At 64.5% G+C, this 22,556-nt stretch carries 16 protein-coding genes; 8 read left to right on the forward strand and 8 right to left on the reverse strand.

All coding sequences use genetic code 11. The features are described 5' to 3' along the window. A partial coding sequence (locus B2W55_RS01475; protein ID WP_291532174.1) for a cysteine rich repeat-containing protein occupies positions 1-611 on the reverse strand: 611 nt, incomplete at its 3' end. Between the two features lie 282 nt (positions 612-893). Here B2W55_RS01475 and B2W55_RS01480 point away from each other — a divergent pair. Continuing rightward, positions 894-2,009: an efflux RND transporter periplasmic adaptor subunit gene (locus B2W55_RS01480; protein ID WP_024581574.1), complete on the forward strand. Its 1,116-nt coding sequence runs from the start codon at positions 894-896 to the stop codon at positions 2,007-2,009. Between the two features lie 10 nt (positions 2,010-2,019). After that, the gene (locus B2W55_RS01485) at positions 2,020-5,190 is read left to right on the forward strand and encodes an efflux RND transporter permease subunit (RefSeq protein ID WP_024581575.1); all 3,171 of its coding nucleotides are present in this window, start codon (positions 2,020-2,022) and stop codon (positions 5,188-5,190) included. A gap of 134 nt (positions 5,191-5,324) precedes the next feature. On the opposite strand, the gene B2W55_RS01490 is transcribed toward B2W55_RS01485, so the two are convergent. Further along, positions 5,325-6,326: an NADP-dependent oxidoreductase gene (locus tag B2W55_RS01490; RefSeq protein ID WP_024581576.1), complete on the reverse strand. Its 1,002-nt coding sequence runs from the start codon at positions 6,324-6,326 to the stop codon at positions 5,325-5,327. A 217-nt stretch (positions 6,327-6,543) separates the two neighbouring features. On the opposite strand from B2W55_RS01490, the gene B2W55_RS01495 reads away from it, so the two are divergent. From B2W55_RS01495 to B2W55_RS01505, 3 genes are all read left to right on the forward strand, one after another. Continuing rightward, positions 6,544-7,833, forward strand: a complete 1,290-nt coding sequence (locus B2W55_RS01495; protein ID WP_024581577.1) for a dicarboxylate/amino acid:cation symporter — start codon at positions 6,544-6,546, stop codon at positions 7,831-7,833. 12 nt (positions 7,834-7,845) lie between these two features. Continuing rightward, complete coding sequence (locus B2W55_RS01500) at positions 7,846-8,763, forward strand: amino acid ABC transporter substrate-binding protein (protein WP_024581578.1); 918 nt, start codon at positions 7,846-7,848, stop codon at positions 8,761-8,763. A 456-nt stretch (positions 8,764-9,219) separates the two neighbouring features. Next, entirely contained in the window at positions 9,220-11,631 is a 2,412-nt protein-coding gene (locus tag B2W55_RS01505; protein ID WP_024581580.1) for a bifunctional diguanylate cyclase/phosphodiesterase, read from the forward strand. A gap of 26 nt (positions 11,632-11,657) precedes the next feature. On the opposite strand, the gene B2W55_RS01510 is transcribed toward B2W55_RS01505, so the two are convergent. Further along, a complete protein-coding gene (locus B2W55_RS01510) occupies positions 11,658-12,593 on the reverse strand; it encodes an ATP-grasp domain-containing protein (RefSeq protein ID WP_024581581.1) in 936 nt (311 codons plus the stop codon). 297 nt (positions 12,594-12,890) lie between these two features. Here B2W55_RS01510 and B2W55_RS01515 point away from each other — a divergent pair, with 297 nt between their 5' ends. The 3 genes from B2W55_RS01515 to B2W55_RS01525 all read left to right on the forward strand — a co-directional run bounded on the left by B2W55_RS01515 (position 12,891) and on the right by B2W55_RS01525 (position 16,624). Continuing rightward, positions 12,891-13,664, forward strand: coding sequence for a ferredoxin--NADP reductase (locus B2W55_RS01515; protein ID WP_024581583.1), 774 nt, complete (start codon positions 12,891-12,893; stop codon positions 13,662-13,664). Positions 13,665-13,884: 220 nt separating this feature from the next. Further along, a complete protein-coding gene (locus B2W55_RS01520; protein ID WP_024581584.1) occupies positions 13,885-14,754 on the forward strand; it encodes a patatin-like phospholipase family protein in 870 nt (289 codons plus the stop codon). A gap of 244 nt (positions 14,755-14,998) precedes the next feature. Continuing rightward, the gene (locus tag B2W55_RS01525; protein ID WP_024581585.1) at positions 14,999-16,624 is read left to right on the forward strand and encodes an FMN-binding glutamate synthase family protein; all 1,626 of its coding nucleotides are present in this window, start codon (positions 14,999-15,001) and stop codon (positions 16,622-16,624) included. A gap of 136 nt (positions 16,625-16,760) precedes the next feature. Here the strand turns inward: B2W55_RS01525 and B2W55_RS01530 are convergent, their stop codons facing one another. The 5 genes from B2W55_RS01530 to B2W55_RS01550 all read right to left on the reverse strand — a co-directional run bounded on the left by B2W55_RS01530 (position 16,761) and on the right by B2W55_RS01550 (position 22,545). Next, on the reverse strand, positions 16,761-18,230 hold the full coding sequence (locus B2W55_RS01530) for an FAD-dependent monooxygenase (protein WP_024581586.1): 1,470 nt from the start codon (positions 18,228-18,230) through the stop codon (positions 16,761-16,763). A 213-nt stretch (positions 18,231-18,443) separates the two neighbouring features. Then, positions 18,444-19,388, reverse strand: coding sequence for a cation diffusion facilitator family transporter (locus B2W55_RS01535; protein WP_043855495.1), 945 nt, complete (start codon positions 19,386-19,388; stop codon positions 18,444-18,446). Next, entirely contained in the window at positions 19,388-19,696 is a 309-nt protein-coding gene (locus tag B2W55_RS01540) for a hypothetical protein (RefSeq protein ID WP_024581588.1), read from the reverse strand. The genes B2W55_RS01535 and B2W55_RS01540 overlap by 1 nt, the downstream gene beginning before the upstream one ends. 346 nt (positions 19,697-20,042) lie before the next feature. Next, positions 20,043-22,031: a carbohydrate porin gene (locus B2W55_RS01545; protein ID WP_024581589.1), complete on the reverse strand. Its 1,989-nt coding sequence runs from the start codon at positions 22,029-22,031 to the stop codon at positions 20,043-20,045. Between the two features lie 310 nt (positions 22,032-22,341). Continuing rightward, positions 22,342-22,545 carry a hypothetical protein gene (locus tag B2W55_RS01550; protein ID WP_291532175.1) on the reverse strand — a complete coding sequence of 68 codons (204 nt, stop codon included), beginning with the start codon at positions 22,543-22,545 and terminating at the stop codon, positions 22,342-22,344. Positions 22,546-22,556 lie beyond the last annotated feature (11 nt).

Here is a 22,556-nt window from a genome sequence, read left to right on the forward strand (position 1 = left end):
GGCGCCCTGGCTGTGCTCGGCCTCGCCCTGGGAGATGCTGGCGCGGCCGCTGGTGCCGCCGCGGCGTCCGCGGCCGGCGCGGTGCCACCGCCGCCGGCAGCCGCCACCGCCTTCTCGCAGGCCGGTGAGAGCTTTGCCTTGTTCTTCTCCAGGCACTGCAATGCGGGCGCGCCGCCGGTCGGCACACCGGCGCAAACCTTGGGATAGTCGGAGCGGCACGCACTGCGGATTGCCGAGATCTGCGCGCTGCTTGGCTTTCCTGCGGCGGCAGCTTTCGGCGCCGCCGTCTCCGCGGGCTTGGCCGCGGTGGTTGCGGGCGCCGCGTCGGTCTTGGCTGCCGCGGGCGCGGCGGCCGGTGCTTCCACGGCCTTGACCGCGCTGGCGCAGCCGGGACCGAGGCTTGCCATGTTCTTCTGCAAGCATTGCAGCGACGCTTCGCCGCCCGGCGGGACGCTGGAGCAGTGTGCGATGTAGTCGTTGCGGCATTGCGACTTGATGGCGTCGCGCTGCGCCTGGCTCGGCGCCTGCGACATCGCCGGCGCGGTACTGATGAAAGCCGCAAGCGCAAGCCATGCGGAATGCTTCGTTGCACGTGTCAACGCATTGATCATCTGAATAAATCCTCTTGTCGCGCCGGAAGCCGCCGGCTCAACTGAACTGCGTTCTGAAAATTCTTGCTGTAGCAACCTTCGCGAGCGGTATCATTTTCGCTTTCGAGTTCCGCTGCAAGCGGATTGTTGCTATGGAGGGCAAAGCTGATTTCACTCGGCGTGTTTGATTTAAGTCATTTGCATTGAGGCCCGGAAATGAAGCATGCGCGCGCATCGGCACATTTCATGCGGATCAATTTTGTGCGGCTGCGAAGTGCACCGCTTGCGCGTGCGGCGTTCGTCATGTCCGCCTTCGTCGGTTTAAGTGCCTGCGAGCAAAACAGTTTTGTGGCGCCACCGCCGCCCAAGGTCGAGGTTGCGCCGCCAGTGCAGCGCGCCATCACACGCTATCTGGACGCAACCGGAAACACCGCGCCGATCAAGACCGTCGATCTCGTCGCGCGCGTGCAGGGCTTCTTGCAGGCGATCAACTATCAGGACGGCTCCGCCGTGAAGCAGGGGACCACCCTGTTCACGATCGAGCCGGAGACCTACAAGCTGAAGCTGGAGCAGGCGCAGGCCGCCGAGGTCGGTGCGCAGGCGACGCTGAAACAGGCTGAGGCCGACTTCAAGCGGCAGCAGGACCTGGTGCAGCGCCAGGCGGTGTCGCAGGCGACGCTGGACACGTCGACATCGACGCGGGACAACGCCCAGGCCAATCTGCAACAGGCCCAGGTCAACACCAAGATCGCCGCGGTGAATTACGGCTACACCAATGTGGCAGCGCCGTTCGACGGCATCGTCAGCAACCATCTGGTCTCGGTCGGCGAACTGGTCGGCGTGGCATCGCCGACCCAGCTTGCCACCATCGTGCAGCTCGACCCGATCTATGTGAATTTCAACGTCAATGAACAGGATGTGCAGCGGGTGCGCGACGAAGCGCGCCGGCGCGGCATCTCCGTCAGCGACATCAGGCAGCTGCCGATCGAGGTCGGCCTACAGACCGAGACCGGTTATCCGCACAAAGGCAAGCTCGACTACATCTCGCCGACCATCAACCAGTCGACCGGAACGCTCGCCGTTCGCGGCCTGGTGCCGAATCCAGAGCGCGTGCTGCTGCCCGGATTCTATGTCCGGGTTCGCGTGCCGTTCGACAAGCAGGACAACGCGCTGCTGGTGCCTGACGTCGCGATCGGCAGCGATCAGGCCGGCCGTTACGTCCTGGTCGTCAATGCCGACAATGTGGTCGAGCAGCGCAAGGTGACGACCGGCCCGCTCGATGACGGCCTGCGCGTCATCGAGAGCGGGCTGAAGGCCGATGACCGCGTCGTGACCGCCGGTCTGCTGCGCGCGATCCCCGGACAGAAGGTCGATCCGCAGATTCAAAAGGGCGACGCGACGCCGGCCGCGGCCAAGTGAGGGGCGCGCCATGATCTCGAAATTCTTCATCGAGCGGCCGGTCCTGTCGAACGTCATCGCGATCCTGATGATCCTGATCGGCGGGGTGGCGCTGTTCAATCTCGCGGTCGCACAATATCCCGACGTGGTGCCGCCGACGGTGCAGGTGACGACGCGCTACCCCGGCGCGTCGGCGAAGACTGTGATCGACACCGTGGCACTGCCGATCGAGCAGCAGGTCAACGGCGTCGAGGACATGCTCTATATGCAGTCCTACAGCGGCGCCGACGGCACCTACACCCTGACGGTGACCTTCAAGATCGGCACCGACCTCAATTTCGCGCAGGTGCTGGTGCAGAACCGCGTCTCCTCGGCGCTGTCGCAATTGCCGACCGCGGTGCAGAACCAGGGCGTCACGGTGCAGAAGCGATCGACCTCGATCCTGCTGTTCGTGACGCTGACCTCGCCGAACAAGACCTATGACAGCCTGTTCCTGTCGAACTACGCCACCATCAACATCCGCGACGAGCTGTCCCGCCTGCCGGGCGTCGGCAACGTCACGGTGTTCGGCGCCGGGCAATACTCGATGCGGGTCTGGCTCGATCCGAACAAGCTGCAAGCGCGCGGATTGATGCCGCAGGATGTCATCCAGGCGATCCAGCAGCAGAGCCAGCAGGTCACCGCCGGGCAGGTCGGCGCGCCGCCGGCGCCGCAGGGGCAGGCTTTCCAGTATACGCTGAACGTCAACGGCCGGCTCGATGACGCGAGCCAGTTTGAGAACATCATCGTCAAGACCGGCAATGTCGGCGACGTCATCCGGGTCCGCGACCTCGGCTCGGTCGAACTCGGTGCGCAGACCTACAGCCAGGTGTTCTCGCTGAACCAGAAGCCGGCCACCGGCATCGGTGTGTTCCTGTCGCCGGGCGCCAATGCGCTCCAGGTCGAGAAGGAAGTGCAGAAGAAGGTGGCGGAGCTCGCCAGGCAATTCCCGCAGGACATCCAGTACGACACGCCGTTCGACACCACCAAATTCGTCCAGGCCTCGATCGACGAGGTCTACCGGACCCTGATCGAGGCCGGCCTGCTGGTGCTGGTGGTGATCCTGGTGTTCCTGCAGGACTGGCGGGCGATGCTGGTGCCGGCGACCACCGTGCCGGTCACCATCATCGGCGCGTTCGCGGCCATGGCCGCGCTCGGCTTCACCATCAACCTGTCGACGCTGTTCGCGATCGTGCTGGCGATCGGCATCGTGGTCGACGACGCCATCGTCGTGGTCGAAGGCGCCGCGCATAATATCGAGCGCGGCATGTCCGGCCATGACGCCGCGATCAAGGCGATGGACGAACTGTTCGCGCCGATCGTCGGCATCACCCTGGTGCTGATCTCGGTGTTCCTGCCGGCCGCGTTCCTGCCCGGGCTGACCGGCCGCATGTACGCGCAATTCGCGCTGGTGATCGCGGCCACTGCGCTGCTCAGCGCGGTCAATGCCGCAACCCTGAAGCCGACGCAGTGCGCGCTGTGGCTGCGCCCGCCGGTGCCACCGGCGCAGCGCAATTTCTTCTACCGCGGCTTCAACGCGGTCTATGACCGGGTGGAGCGGGGCTACACCCGGATCATCGGCGGCATTGCCGGCCACGCCAAGACCTCGGTGCTCGTCGCATTGGTCCTGATCGGAATTGCCGGCTACGGGCTGTCACGGGTGCCGACCGGCTTCATCCCGATCGAGGACCAGGGCTACCTCCTGGCCGCCGTGCAGCTGCCCGACGGCGCTGCGATCGATCGCACCCAGCGGGTGCTCGACCGGGTCACCGAGATCGCCCGCAAGACGCCGGGGGTCGAGCAGGTGGTCAGCATCGCCGGCATCTCGGCGCTCGACAATTCGTCGAGCCTGGCCAATGCCGGCGTCGCCTATGTGATCCTGAAGGACTGGGGCTCGCGCGGCCCGGGCGAGGATCTGCGCTCGCTGGTCTACGGCCTCAACGACCGGCTCGCGGTGATCCCGGAGGCGCGCATCCTGGTGATCCCGCCGCCGCCGATCCAGGGCATCGGCAATGCCGCCGGCTTTGCCATGCAGGTGCAGCTGCGTGACGGCAATGCCGACTACGGCAAGCTACAGGCGGTCACCGGCGCGGTGGTCAGCAACGCCCAGACGCAAAGCTCGCTGCAACGGGTGCAGTCGTCGTTCCGCTCGATGGTGCCGCAGTTCGACGTCGAGGTCGACCGCATCAAGACCCAGACGCTGCATGTCACCACCGACCAGATCTTCTCGACGCTGTCGTCCTATCTGGGCGCGAGCTACGTCAACCAGTTCACCAAGTTCGGCCGCACCTTCCAGGTCTACACCCAGGCTGACGCGCAATATCGACTGACGCTGCGCGACATCCAGAACATGATGGTGCGCAACAGCAACGGCGACATGATCCCGCTCGGCACCGTGGCGAACATCACGCCGTCGGTCGGGCCGTCGCTGATCAGCCTCTACAATCTCTATCCGTCGGCCACCATCATCGGCCTGCCGTCGCAGGGCTACAGCTCGGGTCAGTCGATGACGCTGATGGAGGAGATCGCCGCCAAGACGCTGCCGCCGGGGACCGGCTATGAGTGGACGGCGATGTCGTACCAGGAGAAGGCGGTCGGCGGTCAGATCTACTTCGTGTTCGCGTTGGCGCTGCTGTTGGTCTACCTCGTGCTCGCCGGGCAATATGAGAGCTGGTATGCGCCGATCTCGGTGATCCTGGCGGTGCCGCTGTCGTTGCTCGGGCCGATGCTGGTGCTGACGGCGCTCCGGATCGAGAACAATCTCTATACCCAGATCGGCACCATTCTCCTGATCGCGCTGTCGGCCAAGAACGCGATCCTGATCGTCGAGGTCGCGCTCGAGCATCATATCCGCGACGGCAAGCCGGTGCTGGAATCGGCGATCGACGCCGCGCGCGCCAGGTTCCGGCCGATCCTGATGACGTCGTTCGCCTTCATCCTCGGCGTGCTGCCGCTGGTGATCGCGACCGGCGCCGGCGCCAACGCCCGCAAGTCGATCGGCATCACCGTGTTCTCCGGCATGATCGCCTCGACCTGCCTCGCGGTGCTGTTCGTGCCGGCATTCTTCGTCGTGGTGCAGAATTTCGAGAACTGGCGCAAGGTGAAGAAGGGCAAGACGGCCGGGCCGCAAGCCGCGCCGCAGGCCTCGGGCACGGTGCACTAGCCCCGCGTCCTCAATCCATCCCCGTCACCCAGCTGCGTAGGGCGGGTTAGCCGACGGCGTAACCCGCCATGCCAATGCGAAGGAAAAGGTGGGTTACGCTTCGCTAACCCACCCTACGCACCTGCTTCTCGGCTTTACACCTTCACCATGCGCTTGCCGCGGTTCTCGCCGGCGAGCAGCCCGATCAGCGCCTGCGGCGTGTTCTCGATGCCGTCGATGACGTCCTCCTGCACCTTGAGCTTGCCGGAGGAGACCCAGGATTGCAGGTCGGCGAGCGCCGTGTCGCGCTGGTCCATGTAGTCCATCACGATGAAGCCCTGCATGATCAGCCGCTTCACCACGATCAGGCCGGGCACGCCGCGCGGGCCATGCGCCGACGGCACGCCGTCATACTGTGAGATCGCGCCGCAGCAGGCGATGCGGCCGCGGTTGTTCATCTGCGACAGGCAGGCTTCCAGGATGTCGCCGCCGACATTGTCGAAATAGACGTCGATGCCCTTGGGCGCCGCCGCGCGCAGCGCCTTGTAGGTGGCGCCGTCCTTGTAGTCGACCGCGGCGTCGAAGCCGAGCTCCGATGTCAGCCAGTGACATTTGTCCTTGCCGCCGGCGATGCCGACCACGCGGCAGCCCTTGAGCTTGGCGATCTGGCCGACGATCGAGCCGACCGAGCCGGCCGCGGCCGACACCACCACGGTCTCACCCTCCTTGGGCTTGCCGACATGGAGCAGGCCGAAATAGGCGGTCAGGCCGGCAATGCCGTAGACGCTGAGCAGATGCGTCATCGGCTCGAGCTTCGGCATCTTCGACAGGTGCTTGGCGGGCACCGCGGCGTAATCCTGCCAGCCGGTGTCGCCGAATACGACATCGCCCGGCTTCAGGCCGGGGTCATTCGACGACACCACCTCGGCAATGCTGCCGCCGGCCATCACCGTGTTGGCTTCCACCGCGGCACGGTAGGTGGCGCCATGCATCCAGGCGCGGTTGGCGGCATCGAGCGAGATGTAGCGCGTGCGCACCAGCGCCTCGCCGTCCTTCGGCACGGGGACGGTGCCCTTGGTCAGCCGAAAGTGCTCGGGGCCAAGCTTGCCGGTCGGTTTTTCAACAAGCAGGATCTGGCGATTGACGGTGTCGTTCATTGGCGATGTCTCCCCCTCGCGTTGGTCGTTTCGCATGCAATTGGCTGCGCGTTGCGCAGCGCATTGCACAGATTGTGCGCTGCATGAACGCTAGTCCGCGCGCTGGCATTCCACAACGGGAACATTTCGGCAAAGTCCCGCTCGGCGCGAAGCGTGTTGCATAGGTGCGTAAATCTGCCACACTTGCCCTTCGCCGGGAACTTACGGGGGTAAGAGAATGTCGAACAGGTTTACGCAGTACATCCTGATTGCGATGGTCCTTGGCATCGCGATGGGGACGATTGTCTTCAACTATTTTCCTGACAGCCGTGCCGAAATCGCAGCAGACGTCAACCTGATCGCCATGCTGTTCCTGCGCCTGATCAAGATGATCATCGCGCCCCTGGTGTTCGCAACCCTCGTCGGCGGCATCGCGCATATGGGAAGCGGCGCCAAGCTCGGGCGCATCTTCGCCAAGACCATGGGCTGGTTCGTCTCCGCCTCCTTCATCTCGCTGCTGCTCGGCCTCGTGATGGTCAATCTGCTGCAACCCGGCGCCAACTTCCCCGGCACGCTGCCCGACAAGGCCCAATCCACCGGCCTGCCGGTGTCGGCGTTCTCGGTCGAGAAATTCCTGACCCATCTGATCCCGACCTCGATCGCCGACGCGATGGCGCAGAACGAGATCCTGCAAATCGTGGTGTTCGCGGTGTTCTTCGCGGTCGCGCTCGGCGCCATGCCCGAGCGGTCGAAGCCGATCATGAGCCTGATCGACGACCTCGCGCACATCATGCTCAAGGTCACCGGCTACGTGATGCTGTTCGCGCCGATCGCGGTGTGGGCCGCGATCATGGCGACGGTCTCGAAGAACGGCCTCGGCGTGCTCTGGAAGCTGATCGTGTTCATGGGCGGCTTCTACCTGTCGCTGCTGCTCCTGTGGGGCATCCTGGTGATGGTCGGCTTCATCGTGATCGGGCCACGCTACAGCCATCTGCTGCGGCTGATCCGCGAGCCGCTGATGATCGCGTTCTCGACCGCCTCGTCGGAGGCGGCCTACCCGAAGACGCTGGAGGGGCTGAACAAGTTCGGCGCCTCCTCGCGGATCTCGGCCTTCGTGCTGCCGCTCGGCTATTCCTTCAACCTCGACGGCACGATGATGTACTGCACCTTCGCGAGCATCTTCATCGCGCAGAGCTATCACATCGAGATGTCGCTCGGCACCCAGTTCGCGATGCTGGCGACCCTGATGATCACCTCGAAGGGCGTCGCCGGCGTGCCGCGCGCGTCGCTGGTGGTGATCGCCTCGACGCTGTCGCAGTTCAACATCCCCGAGGCCGGGCTGTTGATGATCATGGGCATCGACACCTTCCTCGACATGGGCCGCAGCGCCACCAACGTGATCGGCAACTCGCTGGCGACCGCGGTGGTCGCGAAGTGGGAGGGCGAGCTGAAGGCCGAGCATGAGCTCGGGCCCGACGACGCCGTGCCGTCCGATGCCGTCGCCGGTGACGCTGTGCCGGCACATTGACGGGAGGGACGCATGCATCCTGCCCGCTGGAGGCCGATCCTGGCTGAAGGGCTGGTGCTGGCAGCATGTCTGCTGGCAGCACCGGCCCTCGCACAGACGGCCGGCGGCGAGGGGCTCAGCCCCACGCTCGCCAACATCAAGGCCACGCACAGCGTGCGGCTCGGCTATCGCGAGAGTTCGCCGCCGTTCTCGTTCCTCGACCATTCTAATCGGCCGATCGGCTACAGCCTCGAGCTGTGCGACGCGATCGTGGACGAGATCGGGGCAGAGGTCGACGACGCCAACCTCAAGATCGACTACGTCAAGGTCACCTCGGACGATCGCATTCCGGCGGTCGTCGACAAGAAGATCGATCTCGAATGCGGGTCGACCACGGCGAATGCGGAGCGCGGCAAGCAGGTCGCGTTCTCGCCACTGATGTTCGTGGCCGGCACCAAGCTGATGGTGCCGAAGGCTTCTAGCGTCAACCAGGTCAGCGATCTCAAGGGCAAGACCGTGGTGGTGACCAAAGGCACCACCAACGAGCAGGCGATGCACAATGTTGATGCCAAGCAATCGCTCGGGCTCAACATCGTCACATCGGGCGACCACGAGCAGTCCTACCAGATGCTGGTGGACGGCAAGGCCGATGCGTTCGCGACCGACGACATCCTGCTCTACGGCCTGATTGCGCGGCACAAGTCGCAGGACAAATTCCGCGTTACCGGCGACTACCTGTCCTACGATCCCTACGGCATCATGTACCGCAAGGGTGAGCCGCAGATGAAGGAAGTGGTGGAGCGCGCATTCCGCAAGCTCGCTTCGAACCGCGACATCATCCCGCTCTACGACAAATGGTTCGTCGCCCGCCTGCCGACCGGCGAGAAGCTCAACGTCGCGCTGTCTCCGCAACTCGAAGAGGCCTTCAAGGTGCTCGACGAGAGCAATTGAGCTTGGCGTGATACGTTCGAGATCGTCCCGGCCTTGGCCGCAGGGCAATCGAACATGGGCTCGATCTCCCCACAAACTCCGTCATGCCCGGCCTTGTGCCGGGCATCCACGTCTTGATTACCGCGTGAGAAAGACGTGGATGGCCGGGACAAGCCCGGCCATGACGAACGTGGAAACGGCCGCGCAAAACTGTTCGTGGCCATAAGCGATTGCCCCGGCCGCGGCCGGGACGATTGTCGTGCTGGGGCCGCTTGGTTGACCGCTGGTTACCAAGGGCTGGATGCTGCCCGGGATGGACAGGTGCAAGCTGTCGCTCCGCCCCCGACCGGACCGATTGTTTACCATGTCGAGCATCAGTACCGGTCTTTTACGGGGGTTTACCACTCGTAATACGCTGCTGCCTACGGTGGACCCATAACGGCCTCTTATGGATCCATCAATTACGGTACTGATCAGATGTTCAAGGTCTATAATTGCATCGCGACCGAGCATGATTTGTGGCTCGTTGGGCTGGCCGCCGTCGTCTGTAGCCTTGCCTCCTATGCCGCCATCAACCTGCTGCGCCACGCACGGAGTTCGGTCGGTCAGATGCGCGGTGTCTGGATCGTGGTGTCGGCGGTGTCCACCGGCTTCGGCATCTGGGCGACGCATTTCATCGCGATGCTCGCCTTCGCACCGGGACTTCCGAGCGGCTACAATATCAAGCTGACCTTCCTGTCGCTGGTTGCGGCCATCGTGCTGACCGGTGTGGGACTGGCGGTTGCGATGCGTCCGGGCTGGCGCTTCGGGCCGGCACTGGGCGGGGCGATCGTCGCCGGCGGCATCGCCGCGATGCATTACACCGGCATGGCCGCGTTTGAGGTCGCCGGAGTGATCCTTTGGGACCCCGCGCTCGTTGTGGCCTCGATCGTGATCGGCACGGTGATCGGCGCGGCGGCGCTGCCCGCGGGTCTCCATGACAGGTCCCTGAAGTGGAAGGTGTTGGGTGCGCTGCTGCTGACGCTGGCGATCTGTAGCCATCACTTCACGGCGATGGGCGCGGTATCGATCATCCCCGACCCGACGATCGTGGTGCCGCGTTCGGCGCTGCCGGCCGAATGGCTTGCCGGCGCCGTGGGCGTCGCGAGCTTCGTCATCATCCTGCTTGCGTTGACCGGCAGCGCGCTCGACCTGCGCGAACGCCGCCGGATGGAGATCGAAGCCGACCGCATGCGCGGTCTCGCCAACGGCGCGGTCGAGGGGCTGCTGGTCTGCGACGGCGACATCATCGTGACCGTCAATGACAGCTTCGTGCATCTCGCCGGCTCCTCGTCAGATCAACTCGTCGGCGGCCGCCTCGCAGCCTGCTTTCCGGACCAGATCGCGCTCGCCAGGATCGCGGCCGATCCGCACAAGCCGATCGAGACCAATTTGCATCACGCCGACGGTTCGATGATCCCGGTCGAACTGATCCGGCGATCGCTGGATTTTGCCGGCCGGCCGCATCAGGTCATCGCGGTTCGCGATCTGCGCGCGCGCCGCGAGGCCGAGCGGCACATTCGCTATCTGGCGCACCATGACGCGCTGACGTCGCTGCCAAACCGCAGCCATTTCAACACGCGGATGGATCAGGAGGTCGGCAACGCGCTGGCCAAGGGCGACAAGCTGGCGGTGCTCTGTCTCGACCTCGACCGCTTCAAGGAGGTCAACGACCTGTTCGGTCATGCCGCGGGCGACAAGGTTCTGCAGGCCGTCGCCTCGCGCGTCACCGCAGTGCTCGGCGAGCGGCATATGATGGCCCGGTTGGGCGGCGACGAGTTCGCCATCCTGGTGCCGCAGCTTGCCAGCCCCTCGGCGGTCAGCCATCTGGCCGAATCGATCCTCGATGCGTTGCGCCGCAAGGACATCATGCCCGAGGTCGAAAGTATTTCCAGCAGCGTCGGCATCGCGATCTGCCCGGATGACGGCTCCGAGCGCGAGACCCTGCTGGTGCATGCCGACACCGCGCTCTATCGCGCCAAGACCGAGGGCCGCTCCACCTACCGCTTTTTCGAGGCGAAGATGGGCTCCGACGTCCGCGAGCGACGCATGATCGAGCACGATCTGCGGCATGCGATCTCGCGTGACGAGTTGTGGTTGGTCTACCAGCCGCAGAAGGACATTCGCACCGGGGTCGTGACCGGCTTCGAGGCGCTGTTGCGCTGGAAGCACCCGACGCGCGGCGTGATCTCGCCCGCGGTCTTCATTCCGATCGCCGAGGAGTCCGGCTCAATCCTGGAGATCGGCGATTGGGTGCTGAGAAAGGCGTGCCAGGAGGCGGTGAACTGGACGCAACCGCTGACGGTGGCCGTCAACGTCTCGGGTGCCCAGCTCTACAACGCCAATTTCGTGCAGGACGTGCACAAGGTATTGCTGGAGACCGGGCTGTCGCCGCGCCGGCTCGAAATCGAAATCACCGAGACGGCGCTGGTCCGCGATTTCAATCGCGCGCTGGCGACGCTGCGGCGGATCAAGGGATTCGGCGTTCGCATCGCCATGGACGATTTCGGCACCGGCTATTCGTCGCTGTCGAACCTGCGCGCATTCCCGTTCGACAAGATCAAGATCGACGGCTCGTTCATCAAATCGGTCGATACCAACGAACAGGCTGCCACGATCGTGCGCGCCGTGCTCGGCATCGGTCGCGGGCTCGGCCTGCCGGTGCTTGCCGAAGGCGTCGAGTCGGATGAGGAGCTGCGTTTCCTGCGTGACGAGTTCTGCGACGAGATGCAGGGCTATCTGCTCGGCGCGCCAGCCAGGATCGAGACCTTCCGCGAACTGACTCACAGTGGCGACGAAGCGCCAAGGGAGGACAAGGCTGCCGTCCGGGAATTGGCGCGGACCGCCTGACGACGGTCGCACCTCGGTTGCGTTGTTCAGCCGAACAGGCGGTCGAGGGCGGAGCCATAGGCCGCCTCGACCAATTCCGGATGGCGGCGGGCCAGCGCTTCCATCTTCACGCCGGCGTTCACTTCGAGGATTTTCCACGCACCGTCGGCGCGCACCACGTCGATGGAAGCGAAGCGAATGCCGACGGCTTGTGCAGCCCTGATGGCCAGTGCGACGCAGGCCTCGCGTGCCGCGCCATCTGCAAGAAGCACCGGCTCCGCGCCGGCATCGAGGTTGTGCCGCCAGTTCAACAGCCGCCGCTCACCAAGCGGCGGAATGGCGTCGAGCGCGGCGACGTCGTGTTCCGTGGTGATGATCTTGAATTGATCTTCGGTCGTCGCCGCCCGCGCCAGCGCGCGCAATGAATGGACGCCGTCGCCGACCACCGACGGGCGGGTCTTGCCGTAGACAATCAGCGCGCGCCCATCGAGCAGCACGACGCGCACCTCGTCCTCGATCTCGACATAGGGCGAGATCGCAAGGCTCGGATGCGCGGCGAGGATGCGCGCCACCGCCGTCTCAAGTTGCGCCCGGGTCGTCACCCGAAACACCAGCTCGCCTGATGTCCCCGCATTGGGTTTGACGACGAGCCCGAGCGGATGCCTGTCCAGCAGAAGTTGTATCGCGTCCAGCGAGTCCGATCCCGGGATGTGCTTGCTGAGCTTTGCGCCGAGAACCAGCGTGTGCGGAAGGGCGGGGACGCGCGCCGACGCCAGCACGTCAGCGCAGGCCGATTTGTCGTTGGCAACCTGATGCGCGACCGCGCTGTTCAGCCCGATGTCGTAACCGATCGCGAGCCGTCGCTCGTTGCCCCTGGTCATGATGAGCAGCCATCCGCCGGACCTGATCTCGATCGCGATATCGTGCGCGAGGCAATATTTTTTGATGGTTTCCAGGAAGATTCGCTGGCTGATCAGAACCACGAGATCATTTTCCCTTTGTTGCTGACTTCGCAGCAATTAATTGCCAGATCGGCGCTGATCTCGGCAAGTATATTACGCGCGTCGCCGCGTGTTAACGATGTCGCGTGGTTGAACCTCCGCGCGAAATCGAACGACTGCCATTCTGAGATCGCAATTGCACGCCAGTTGATCTTGACTATCTCTCCCATAGGCGCAATGGACACGCGAGATCTTCAATGATTTCGGCCACTTTTGCGTCGTCGCGGGCAGTCTAAATCAAACCATTCTAAATCTGGTCAATCGAGAAAACGAAAACACATGAGCGCGTTCTATCGAGAGAAGGTTCTTTCCGTTCAGCACTGGACCGATACGCTTTTCAGCTTCCGAGCCACCCGCGATTCCGGTTTCCGCTTCCAGAATGGCCAGTTCGCCATGATCGGCCTCGAGGTCGATGGCCGGCCGCTGCTGCGCGCCTATTCGATGGCGAGCGCCAATCACGAGGAAGAGCTCGAGTTCTTCTCGATCAAGGTGCAGGACGGCCCGCTCACCTCCAAGCTCCAGAAGATCCGCGAGGGCGACACCATCCTGGTCGGCCGCAAGGCGACCGGTACGCTGATCACCGACAACCTGATTCCCGGCAAGCGGCTGATGCTGCTGTCGACCGGCACCGGCCTTGCGCCGTTCGCGAGCCTGATCAAGGACCCCGAGGTCTATGATCGCTACGACCAGATCCTCCTGGTGCATGGCTGTCGCCAGGTCTCCGAGCTCGCCTATGGCGAGGAGCTGGTCGCCAAGCTGCGCGACGACGAACTGTTCGGGCCGCTGCTGTCCGAGAAGCTGTCCTACTATCCGACCGTGACGCGCGAGCCGTTCCGCAACCGCGGCCGCATCACCGACCTGATCACATCCAACCAGCTCTTCACCGACCTGCATCAAGGGCCGCTCGACATCGAGACCGACCGCATCATGATGTGCGGCAGCCCCGCGATGCTGGAAGAGTTGAAGCAGCTGTTCGAGACCCGTGGCTTCAAGGAAGGCAGCGGCAACACGCCCGGTCACTTCGTGATCGAGAAGGCGTTCGTCGAGCGTTAATCGGTGTCGTCCCGGCGCAGGCCGGGACCCATTACCACCACTCTCTGTTTTGCGAAGGCTGGGGCCCCATCGGGCTCCAGCCTTTAGCATTTGTGGTTATGGGTCCTGGCCTTCGCCAGGACGACGGCTGTGCAGGTGGCGTGCACCGTTTTTCCTTTGCTATAACCCTCCCAACGCCGCGCAGCCGTTTCCCGAACGCGGCGACCCGAGGAGCCGCAGCTTGTCCATCACCAATCCGGATGCGCCGAAGACTGCGTTTGTATTCGCCGGCGGCGGCAGCTTTGGCGCGGTGCAGGTCGGCATGCTGCAGGCGCTGGCCGCACACGGCGTCGTTGCCGACATGGTGGTCGGCTCCAGCGTCGGCGCCCTGAACGGCGCATTCTATGCCGGTGATCCCACCGTCTCGGGCGTCGCTCGGTTGGCCGACATCTGGCGCCATTTGACCCGGCAGGATGTGTTTCCGGTGACCTGGCGGACGCTGGTGAGCTTCCTGTGGCGGCGCGACTTCCTGATCTCGCATGAAGGCATCCGCCGTCTGATCGACGACTACATCCCGTTCCGCAATCTCGAGGACGCCCGGATGCCGATCCACATCGTCACCACCGACATCATCAGCGGCGACAGCGTGGTGCTGTCGGAAGGCTCGGCGGCGGAAGCGATCGTGGCCTCGACCGCGATCCCCGGGGCGTTCACGCCGGTGCACTACCGCGATCGTTTCCTGGCCGATGGGGCGATCTCCAGCAACACACCGGTCCGCGTCGCCGTGAAGCATGGGGCGAAACGCCTGATCGTGCTGCCGACTGGACACGCCTGCGCCAATCAGGCGCCGCCGGTCGGTGCGCTTGCCAACGCGCTGCATGCGCTGACGCTGCTGATCGCGCGGCAACTCGTCAACGAGCTCGAGAATATCGGCCCCGACGTCGAGTATTTCGTGGTGCCGCCGCTCTGTCCGCTGGTCGGCTCGCCCTACGATTTCACCCGGACCGCGGACCATATCGCACGCGCGCGCGATACCACCAACGAATGGCTCGCGAGCGACGGCCTGAAGCCGGGCCACATCCCGCACGAATTGCAGCCGCACGACCATTGAGGTCGGGGGGCTCCTAACCTCTCCCCGCAAGAGCGGGGCGAGGGAGCACCAGCGAGTGCGCGGCCGACTTCGTTGCACTGCAATAGGTGGGATTAAGTTGAACGATCATGGCGCTCGCACCCGCCCATCCGGGCGGTTGTCACATCTGTGACCGACCGGCCGTATTACCGTGTAGCGCTGGTTCCGCGAGTTGGATTAGGCTCGCGACCGACAGGGTATCCAGGCAGACCGGCTGAGGGGTTCTATGGACACGATGCTGCTTCCGTTCTCGCCGCGCTTCATCGTGCTGACGATCTGCGCCGTCGTCACCGCGCTGCTGCTGCTGGTCGGGATTTTCGATCACAAGGTCTTCAAGATCGTCCTGATCCCGCTCGTCATCTTCGGCGCGCTGACATTGCTCGGTATCCGCGACCTCACGCAGAAGAGCCACGCGGTGCTGCGCAACTACCCGATCTCGGCGCATGTCCGCTTCCTGCTCGAGGAAATCCGCCCCGAGATGCGGCAGTATTTCTTCGAGAGCGAGAAGGACGGCATGCCGTTCTCGCGCGACACCCGCGCGGTGGTCTATCAGCGCGCCAAGATGGTGCTCGACAAGCGGCCGTTCGGCACCCAGGAGGACGTCTACCGCGAGGGCTATGAGTGGATGCACCACTCGGTGGCGCCGAAGCCGAAAGCCGACGAGAAATTCCGCATCACCATCGGCGGCCCCGATTGCACCAGGCCGTATTCGGCTTCGGTCTTCAACATCTCGGCGATGAGTTTTGGCGCGTTGAGCCCGAACGCGGTGCGGGCGCTGAACGCCGGTGCCAAGAAGGGCGGCTTCGCCCATGACACCGGCGAGGGCGGCGTCAGTCCGTATCACCGCGAGATGGGCGGCGACATCATCTGGGAGATCGGCTCCGGCTATTTCGGTTGTCGCAACCGCGACGGCACCTTCAATCCGGACGAGTTCGCGCGGGTCTCGAGCGACGACCAGATCAAGATGGTCGAGCTCAAGATCAGCCAGGGCGCCAAGCCCGGCCATGGCGGCGTGCTGCCGGCCGCCAAGGTCTCCGAGGAGATCTCCAAGATCCGCGGCGTGCCGCTCGGCGAGGACTGCATCTCGCCGGCCTATCACAAGGCGTTCTCGACACCGATCCAGATGATGGAATTCGTCGCCAACATGCGGAAGCTGTCCGGCGGCAAGCCGGCCGGCTTCAAGATGTGCATCGGCCATCCCTGGGAATTCCTGGCGATCTGCAAGGCGATGAAGGAGAGCGGGCTGTATCCCGATTTCATCGTGGTCGACGGCAACGAAGGCGGCACTGGCGCGGCGCCGTTGGAGTTCATGGACCATTTGGGCATGCCGATGCGCGAGGGCGTCAATTTCGTCCACAACGCGCTGGTCGGTATCGGCGCGCGCGACCGGATCAAGATCGGCGCCTCCGGCAAGATCGCGACCGCCTTCGACATGGCGCGCGCGATGGCGATCGGGGCCGACTGGTGCAATTCGGCGCGCGGCTTCATGTTCGCGCTCGGCTGCATCCAGTCCCTGAGTTGCCACACCGATCGTTGCCCGACCGGCGTGACCTCGCAAGATCCGGTGCGCAACCGCGCGCTCTACGTGCCGGACAAGAGCGAGCGGGTGTACAATTATCACCACTCGACCCTGCACGCACTGACCGAGCTGCTCGCGGCCGCCGGCCTCGAGCATACCCAGGATCTGCGCCCGATCCACTTCTCGCAGCGGACCTCGACCACCGACGTCCGCTCCTTCGCCCAACTCTACCCGGCGCTGCGCCCGGGCGAGTTGCTCGAAGGCACGCAGGATCCGCGCTTCCGCGAAGCCTGGGCGATGGCGCGCGCGGATTCGTTCCAGCCGGCGGGGTAGGGCGCGGGCGAAGAAATCAGGTACTCTTGTGCAATCCGTCATGCCCGGCCTTGTGCCGGGCATCCACGTCTTTGTCTTGGGTGATCCAGGAAGACGTGGATGGCAGGGACAAGCCCGGCCGTGACGAAGAACTCTATCAACCAAGCGGCGCGCCGAACCATCTGGTCAGTGCCTCGGTGAGCCCCGTCTGCGCCTGCTCGCCGACCCACGCCACATAGCCGTCGGGCCGGACCAGCACGGCGGCCGGTGCCGGCACCGTTCCGATCGCGGGAAGCTCCCACGGGCCGGCGTAGCCGGCATCGACCGACTGCACGCGATCAGTCCAGCCGGCGATATCGACGCGGCTCGGCGCTGCGAAATTGAGCAGCACGGGTTGCGCCCAGTGCAGCAGCGTGAAGAGCTGTACGGGACCGTTCGCGGTAACGAGGTCGAGATCCGGCATCCGGCGTCCGAGCAACGGATGGCCATCGCCGAGATCGTAGTGCAGGTCGAGGCCCGACATCATCGCGACAAATCGGCGGCGCGGCTCGTCCATGCGCAATAGATCGGAGACGACCTCGTTCAGCGCCTTGCTGCGCGCGTCGGTGCGGCTGAGCGCGACGTGCGCCATGGTGTTGCGCAGCACGCGGGCCGCCACCGGATGTCGTTCGGCCTGATAGCTGTCGAGCAGGCTGTCCGGTGATATCTGCTTGACCACCTGGGCGAGCTTCCAGCCCAGATTCACCGCGTCCTGTACGCCGATATTGAGGCCCTGTCCGCCCATCGGGGGATGCACATGGGCGGCATCCCCGGCCAGCAGCACGCGCTGCCTGCGATAGGTCGCCGCCTGCCGGGTCATGTCGGTGAAGCGCGAGATCCAGACCGGATCATGGATGCCGAAATCGGTGCCATACGCGGCGGCCAGCGTCTCGCTGACGTCGCGCAGGGTCGGCTCTCTCTCGGTGCCGAGCTGCCGCTCGGTCAGCACCACACGCACGCGCGTGGTGCCTTCCACCTTGCCGATCGCATAGGTGCCGGTGTCGTCCTGGCGAAAGCCCCATTGCGGTTCGCTGGACATCTCGGCCTCGGCGATCAGCCAGCTTCTGGTCGGATCCCATCCGGCGAATTCGATGCCGGCGGCCTTGCGGACGATGCTCCGGCCGCCGTCGCAGCCGACGAGATACTGTGCCCGGATGCTCTCTCCATCCGACAACGCGACATCGACGCCGGCCTCGTCCTGCGTGAAGCCGGTGACGTCGCACGCGCGATAGATCGGCACGCCGAGCTCGCCGACCCATTCGCCGAGAATGCGCTCGATACGGGTCTGGAACAGCCCGAGCGTGAAATTGCGCCGGGTCGGAAAGTCGGTGATATCAAGCGGAACCAGATGCGAGTGGAACAGCACCGCCGGATGGCGCGTTCCCGCCGCGACGAATCGATCGCCGATGCCGCGCTGATCGAGCACCTCCATGGTCCGCGCATGCAGGCCGCCCGCCCGCGAGCCGGTGAGATCCGGGCTCGCCCGCCGCTCGACGATCGCGACATCGATCCCGGCCAACATCAATTCGCCCGCCAGCATCAGCCCGGTCGGCCCTCCGCCGGCAATCACCACATCATGTTCCCGCATTTCGCATCCCCTCGGTTCGATCGATTGGGCGCGCGTTCTACGGGATGACCCCGGGCTTGCGGCAAGCCCGGGGGGTCTACATATATCTGAGTGGGGAGAGGATGACTGCCCGATCCATCCGTCAGGTGTTGCAAGGAACCAATGGCCTGGATGAAGCAGGCCGGGATTCATGCGCACGTCAATCCTGATGCCCTGGATTCGGCTGCTGCGACTTCACTCTGATTGGACGGCCGCGTTGTCGTGCGTGGCCCGCTCCTCCGGCTCCACGTGAATCGTCGTCATCGCTCCTTCGAACCGGTCCTTGATTCCCGCTTCGATTCGATCGCAGATTTCGTGCGCGCGTCCGGTGCTCATTTCAGCCGGTACGACGAGCTGAAATTCGACAAACAGTGCCTTGCCGGCGTGGCGCGTCCGCAGGCCGCGAGCCTCGATCGCACCGTCCGCATTGCGGGCGATCGCCGCCTTGATATCCGCGACATCCTCGGCGGGCGCGGATTCGTCGAGCAGCCCGCTGGTGCTTTCGCGAATCACGCCCCAGCCGCTCCACAGAACGTGGAGGGCGACCAGTGCTGCGATCACGGCATCGAGTTCGATGATGCCCGTGACGACGACGAGGACAACGCCGACAAGGACGCCGACGGACGTCGCCACGTCCGCCATCAGGTGCTTCCCGTCCGCGACCAGTGACACCGACTTGTGGATCCGTCCCTGACGGATCAGGAACAGGCTCCAGCTCAGATTGAACGCGGTTGCTATTATGCTGACGGTCAGACCGGGGCCAGCCGACTCGATCGGTTTGGGCGATACGAAGCCTCCATACGCCTCCTTCATGATGGCGATCGCGGCCGCGACGATCATGACACCGACGACGACGGCGGACAGATACTCGGCCTTATGATGACCGTAGGGATGCTCGGCGTCAGGCGGATTGGCCGCGATCTTGACTGCAATGATGACGGCCGCCGCGGTCGTGATGTTGATGATGCTTTCGATCGCATCCGAATACAGCGCGACGCTTCCGGTTATCACATACGCGATGTACTTGATCGCGAACACCGAAGCGCTGACGATGAAGCTTCCGATCGCAATCTTGAGCGAACGATCGAGGCTGCGTCCGGGCGCACGGACAGGTATCGGCTCGTCGATCACCCTGAACATCATACGGCTCCCTTGCCGAAATAGGATCGTGCCGAATCCATCGCGGGTTTGCAGGAGGGCGCGGCCTCCTGCACAATCTGTTCCGGCGTCTTCCTCGCCAGCCAGACGTCGAGCGCGACCACCACCGCCCATTGCGGATCTTCCGTTGCACGTCGCACTGCCGCGGGCAGCGACGACTTCGTGCACTCGGTGATCTCAGCGACGGTCTGCGGCGGTACGCCTGCCCTCACGAGGCGGTTGGAAATCTCGGTCTGCAAAGGATCGAGGATCAGTGTCTGGACGATGAAGTAGACAATGCCATTCAGCATGGTTGCTCCCCGGCAGCAGTATGCGAGCGATGCAACCCGAAATCGCGCAAGCTGCCGATGAAGCCTGCGCGAGAGCGGTCCGAAGCTCCGTTACGCCGCAAATATGGAGATCGCCGAAGAGCGTCAACCGATCTGTTTGCAAAGGATTTGCATGAGCAAGGTCGTGCGAAGCGTTCGCATCGCACGCACCAGCAACATTGGCTTTTTCCGTCAGGAGCTGTGACTGCGGCATCACTATGTCGCAGTCCTGTCTGCGGCCGGATCGTCGGCTGCGGCGTCAATTGCCTGGCGATGGCGGCATCATATTACCGGCTTTTGCCGGTCCTTTGAAGCCGCCACAGCAGACTCAGAACTCGCCGTGCAGGCGGCCGGAGAAGATGTGCACCGGGCCGCGGTCGGCGTTGTAGGCGGGGTTGGCGATGAACTGGTAGTCCGCCGTCACCGTCAGGTGCTTGTTCACCGAGTAGGCGTAATAGCTCTCGAAGATGCCTTCGTTGCGGTAGTTGAGCGCGCCGTCGCCGATCAAGAGGCCGAGGCCGCCGGCGGCGAGGTAATCACGGTGCGAGGCCGACAGTCCGTTGATTGCGCCGCCGATGCCGATGGTGTCGTCCGGCCGACCCCACCGGCTGCCCTTGATCGACACACCGCCCGAAAGGCTGCGGTCGATGTCGGTGAACGACAGGATCTCGTTCTGGCCGTCGTTCCAGCTCAGCCGGCCGAACAGGCCGACATCGGTCGCGATCTGCTGCTCGGCATTGAGGTAGAAGCCGTACTTCAGATTGTCCTTGCGGATGCTCGCCATCACCGCGTTGATGTCGAGCGTCGGGTCGCTGGCCACGATCGCGAGCGCCTGGCTGTAATTGCCGGTGAAGCCGCGATTGCCGAACACGCCGACGCGCAGTTTGCCGGGCTGGTCGAAGATCGAATAGCGCCCCTCGAATTCGACGACGGCGCCGCCGGTCTTGAAGGTCAGGACGTCGCTGTTCGGTGCATCCGGCACCTGGAACAGGCCGGCGCGCACCGCCCAATCCTTGCGGTTGAGCTCGGCCACCGCGCCGCGGGTATAGCCCGGCAGGTCGGCCGGGAAGTCATAGGCGGCGGACGCCCACATCGCCCAGTTCATGAAATCGGCGCGCGGGTCCTTGGCGTAGGAATTGCCGTCGAAGAAATCGCCGATCGCAAACCGCCCGACGATCAGGGTGAGGCGATCGATGTCGCGCTTGCCCGCGATCTGGTTCGGGCCGTCAGGGACGTCTTCCTGCTCGCCGCCGAAGCCGAAGGTCTGCTTGATGTAGTAGCGCTGCGGCCGGATCCTCGGATACTCGGCGCCGGCCTTCTGTGCTTCGCCGTTCGGGAAGCCGGCGATGCCGAGCGTGCCGTTGAGGCCGAAGCCCTGGGCGGTTTCCGGATTGAAGTAGAGCTCGCCACCTTCCCAAAGCTTGACGCCGACGAACGCGGTCGTGGTCCAGGTCTGCTGCACCTGTCCACCCGCCGGAAGGCTGTTGGTGCCGGCATAGGCCGAACGAATGGCAGGGTAGCCCTGTCCGATCAGGGTCGTCTGGCCATGGATCGACCAATTGTCGGAGTCCGGCAGCCGCGGCTGGGTCGGCGTCGCCGACCACGGCGAGTCGCCGAGCTGGTAGTTCAGGCCGAATTTCAGCAGATGAATCCGCGGGTCGATGGTGACACCGGGTATGCCGAAATCATTGAGCCCGAGTGTCCGGCGCGACAGGTCGACGTATTCGTACTCGATCTTGGCGGTCCAGTTGCCGCTCAGCGCGAACTCGGCGCCGATACCAGCGGTCCATCCGGTCTGGTACTGTCCAGGCTCGGAGACGACGTTGCCGGAATCGTCATTGACCCTGACCTGGGTGTGTCCCCAGGCGAAGCCGCCGGTGATATAGGGCATCCAGCTGCCAAAGCTGTAACCGGCGCGGCCACGCACGGTGCCGAGATAATCGATCGAGGCGTTGAAGGGGCCGAGCGTGCGGCGCGGCAGGTCGACCGGGCTGACGAAGGTCGCATCGGCCTCGACGCCGAGCACGACGCGGTTGGCGAACTGGTGATTGTAGCCGACCTGGAAGCCGCCGACCCCGCCCGTGACCGTGTGCGGGAGCAACACGCCTTGCAGGGGAAGCGGATTGGTATCGGGACCGAGGCTGCCGTCGCCATAGCCGACATGGCCACCGACGTAGAAGCCGGTCCAGTTGTAGACTGCGGTCATGGCCGGTGACTTCACCGCCATGTCGGCCGCCGCCGCGGGCGTTCCGAAGGCAGCCGCGCCGAGCGCTGCCCCGGCGACGATCGGAGCCCGGAACAGGCGGACGCGGGTCATGCGGCGTTGCCCCTCGGGCGGTTGGAGGTATTCCCTGCCATCACGCCAGATTTGACGGCCGCATGCCACCCGAGATTTGAAGTCATTGCCCGCCATCCCCGGTCCGATCCGTACCGTCCCATCCAAAACCAGACCAGCACCTAGCACCGTCCGCATTTTGTTGCAAATAATTCGCAGTTGCAGCTGAGGTGTCCCGGGTGCCTCCCGGTGTGCACTGCCTCTATGACAGTCGTGCAACAGAGCAAGGCCCCTTGCGCGGTTCACCTCATTTGGCTGCGCGGGTGTGGCAGTCAGGTCGAGCGCCCGCCGTTCATTCGATGCCGTCATCGTCTTTAGCTTTCATTGTCGTGGTGAATTCCGGCCGCGACCATCGTCCCAGCACGATCGACGCGCCGGCTCGTTCGAAGGATCGCGCCACTGAGAGCGCCGCGCGGAGCTCGGCGCCCGAGATTGTGCGTTTCAGGTAGAGCGCGGTGGCGCTGCGCAGGATGGCGCTTGCCATCCTGAGCAGCACGATCGCGCCCC

The organism is Bradyrhizobium sp. UBA2491 (assembly GCF_002341725.1).
Classification (GTDB): domain Bacteria; phylum Pseudomonadota; class Alphaproteobacteria; order Rhizobiales; family Xanthobacteraceae; genus Bradyrhizobium.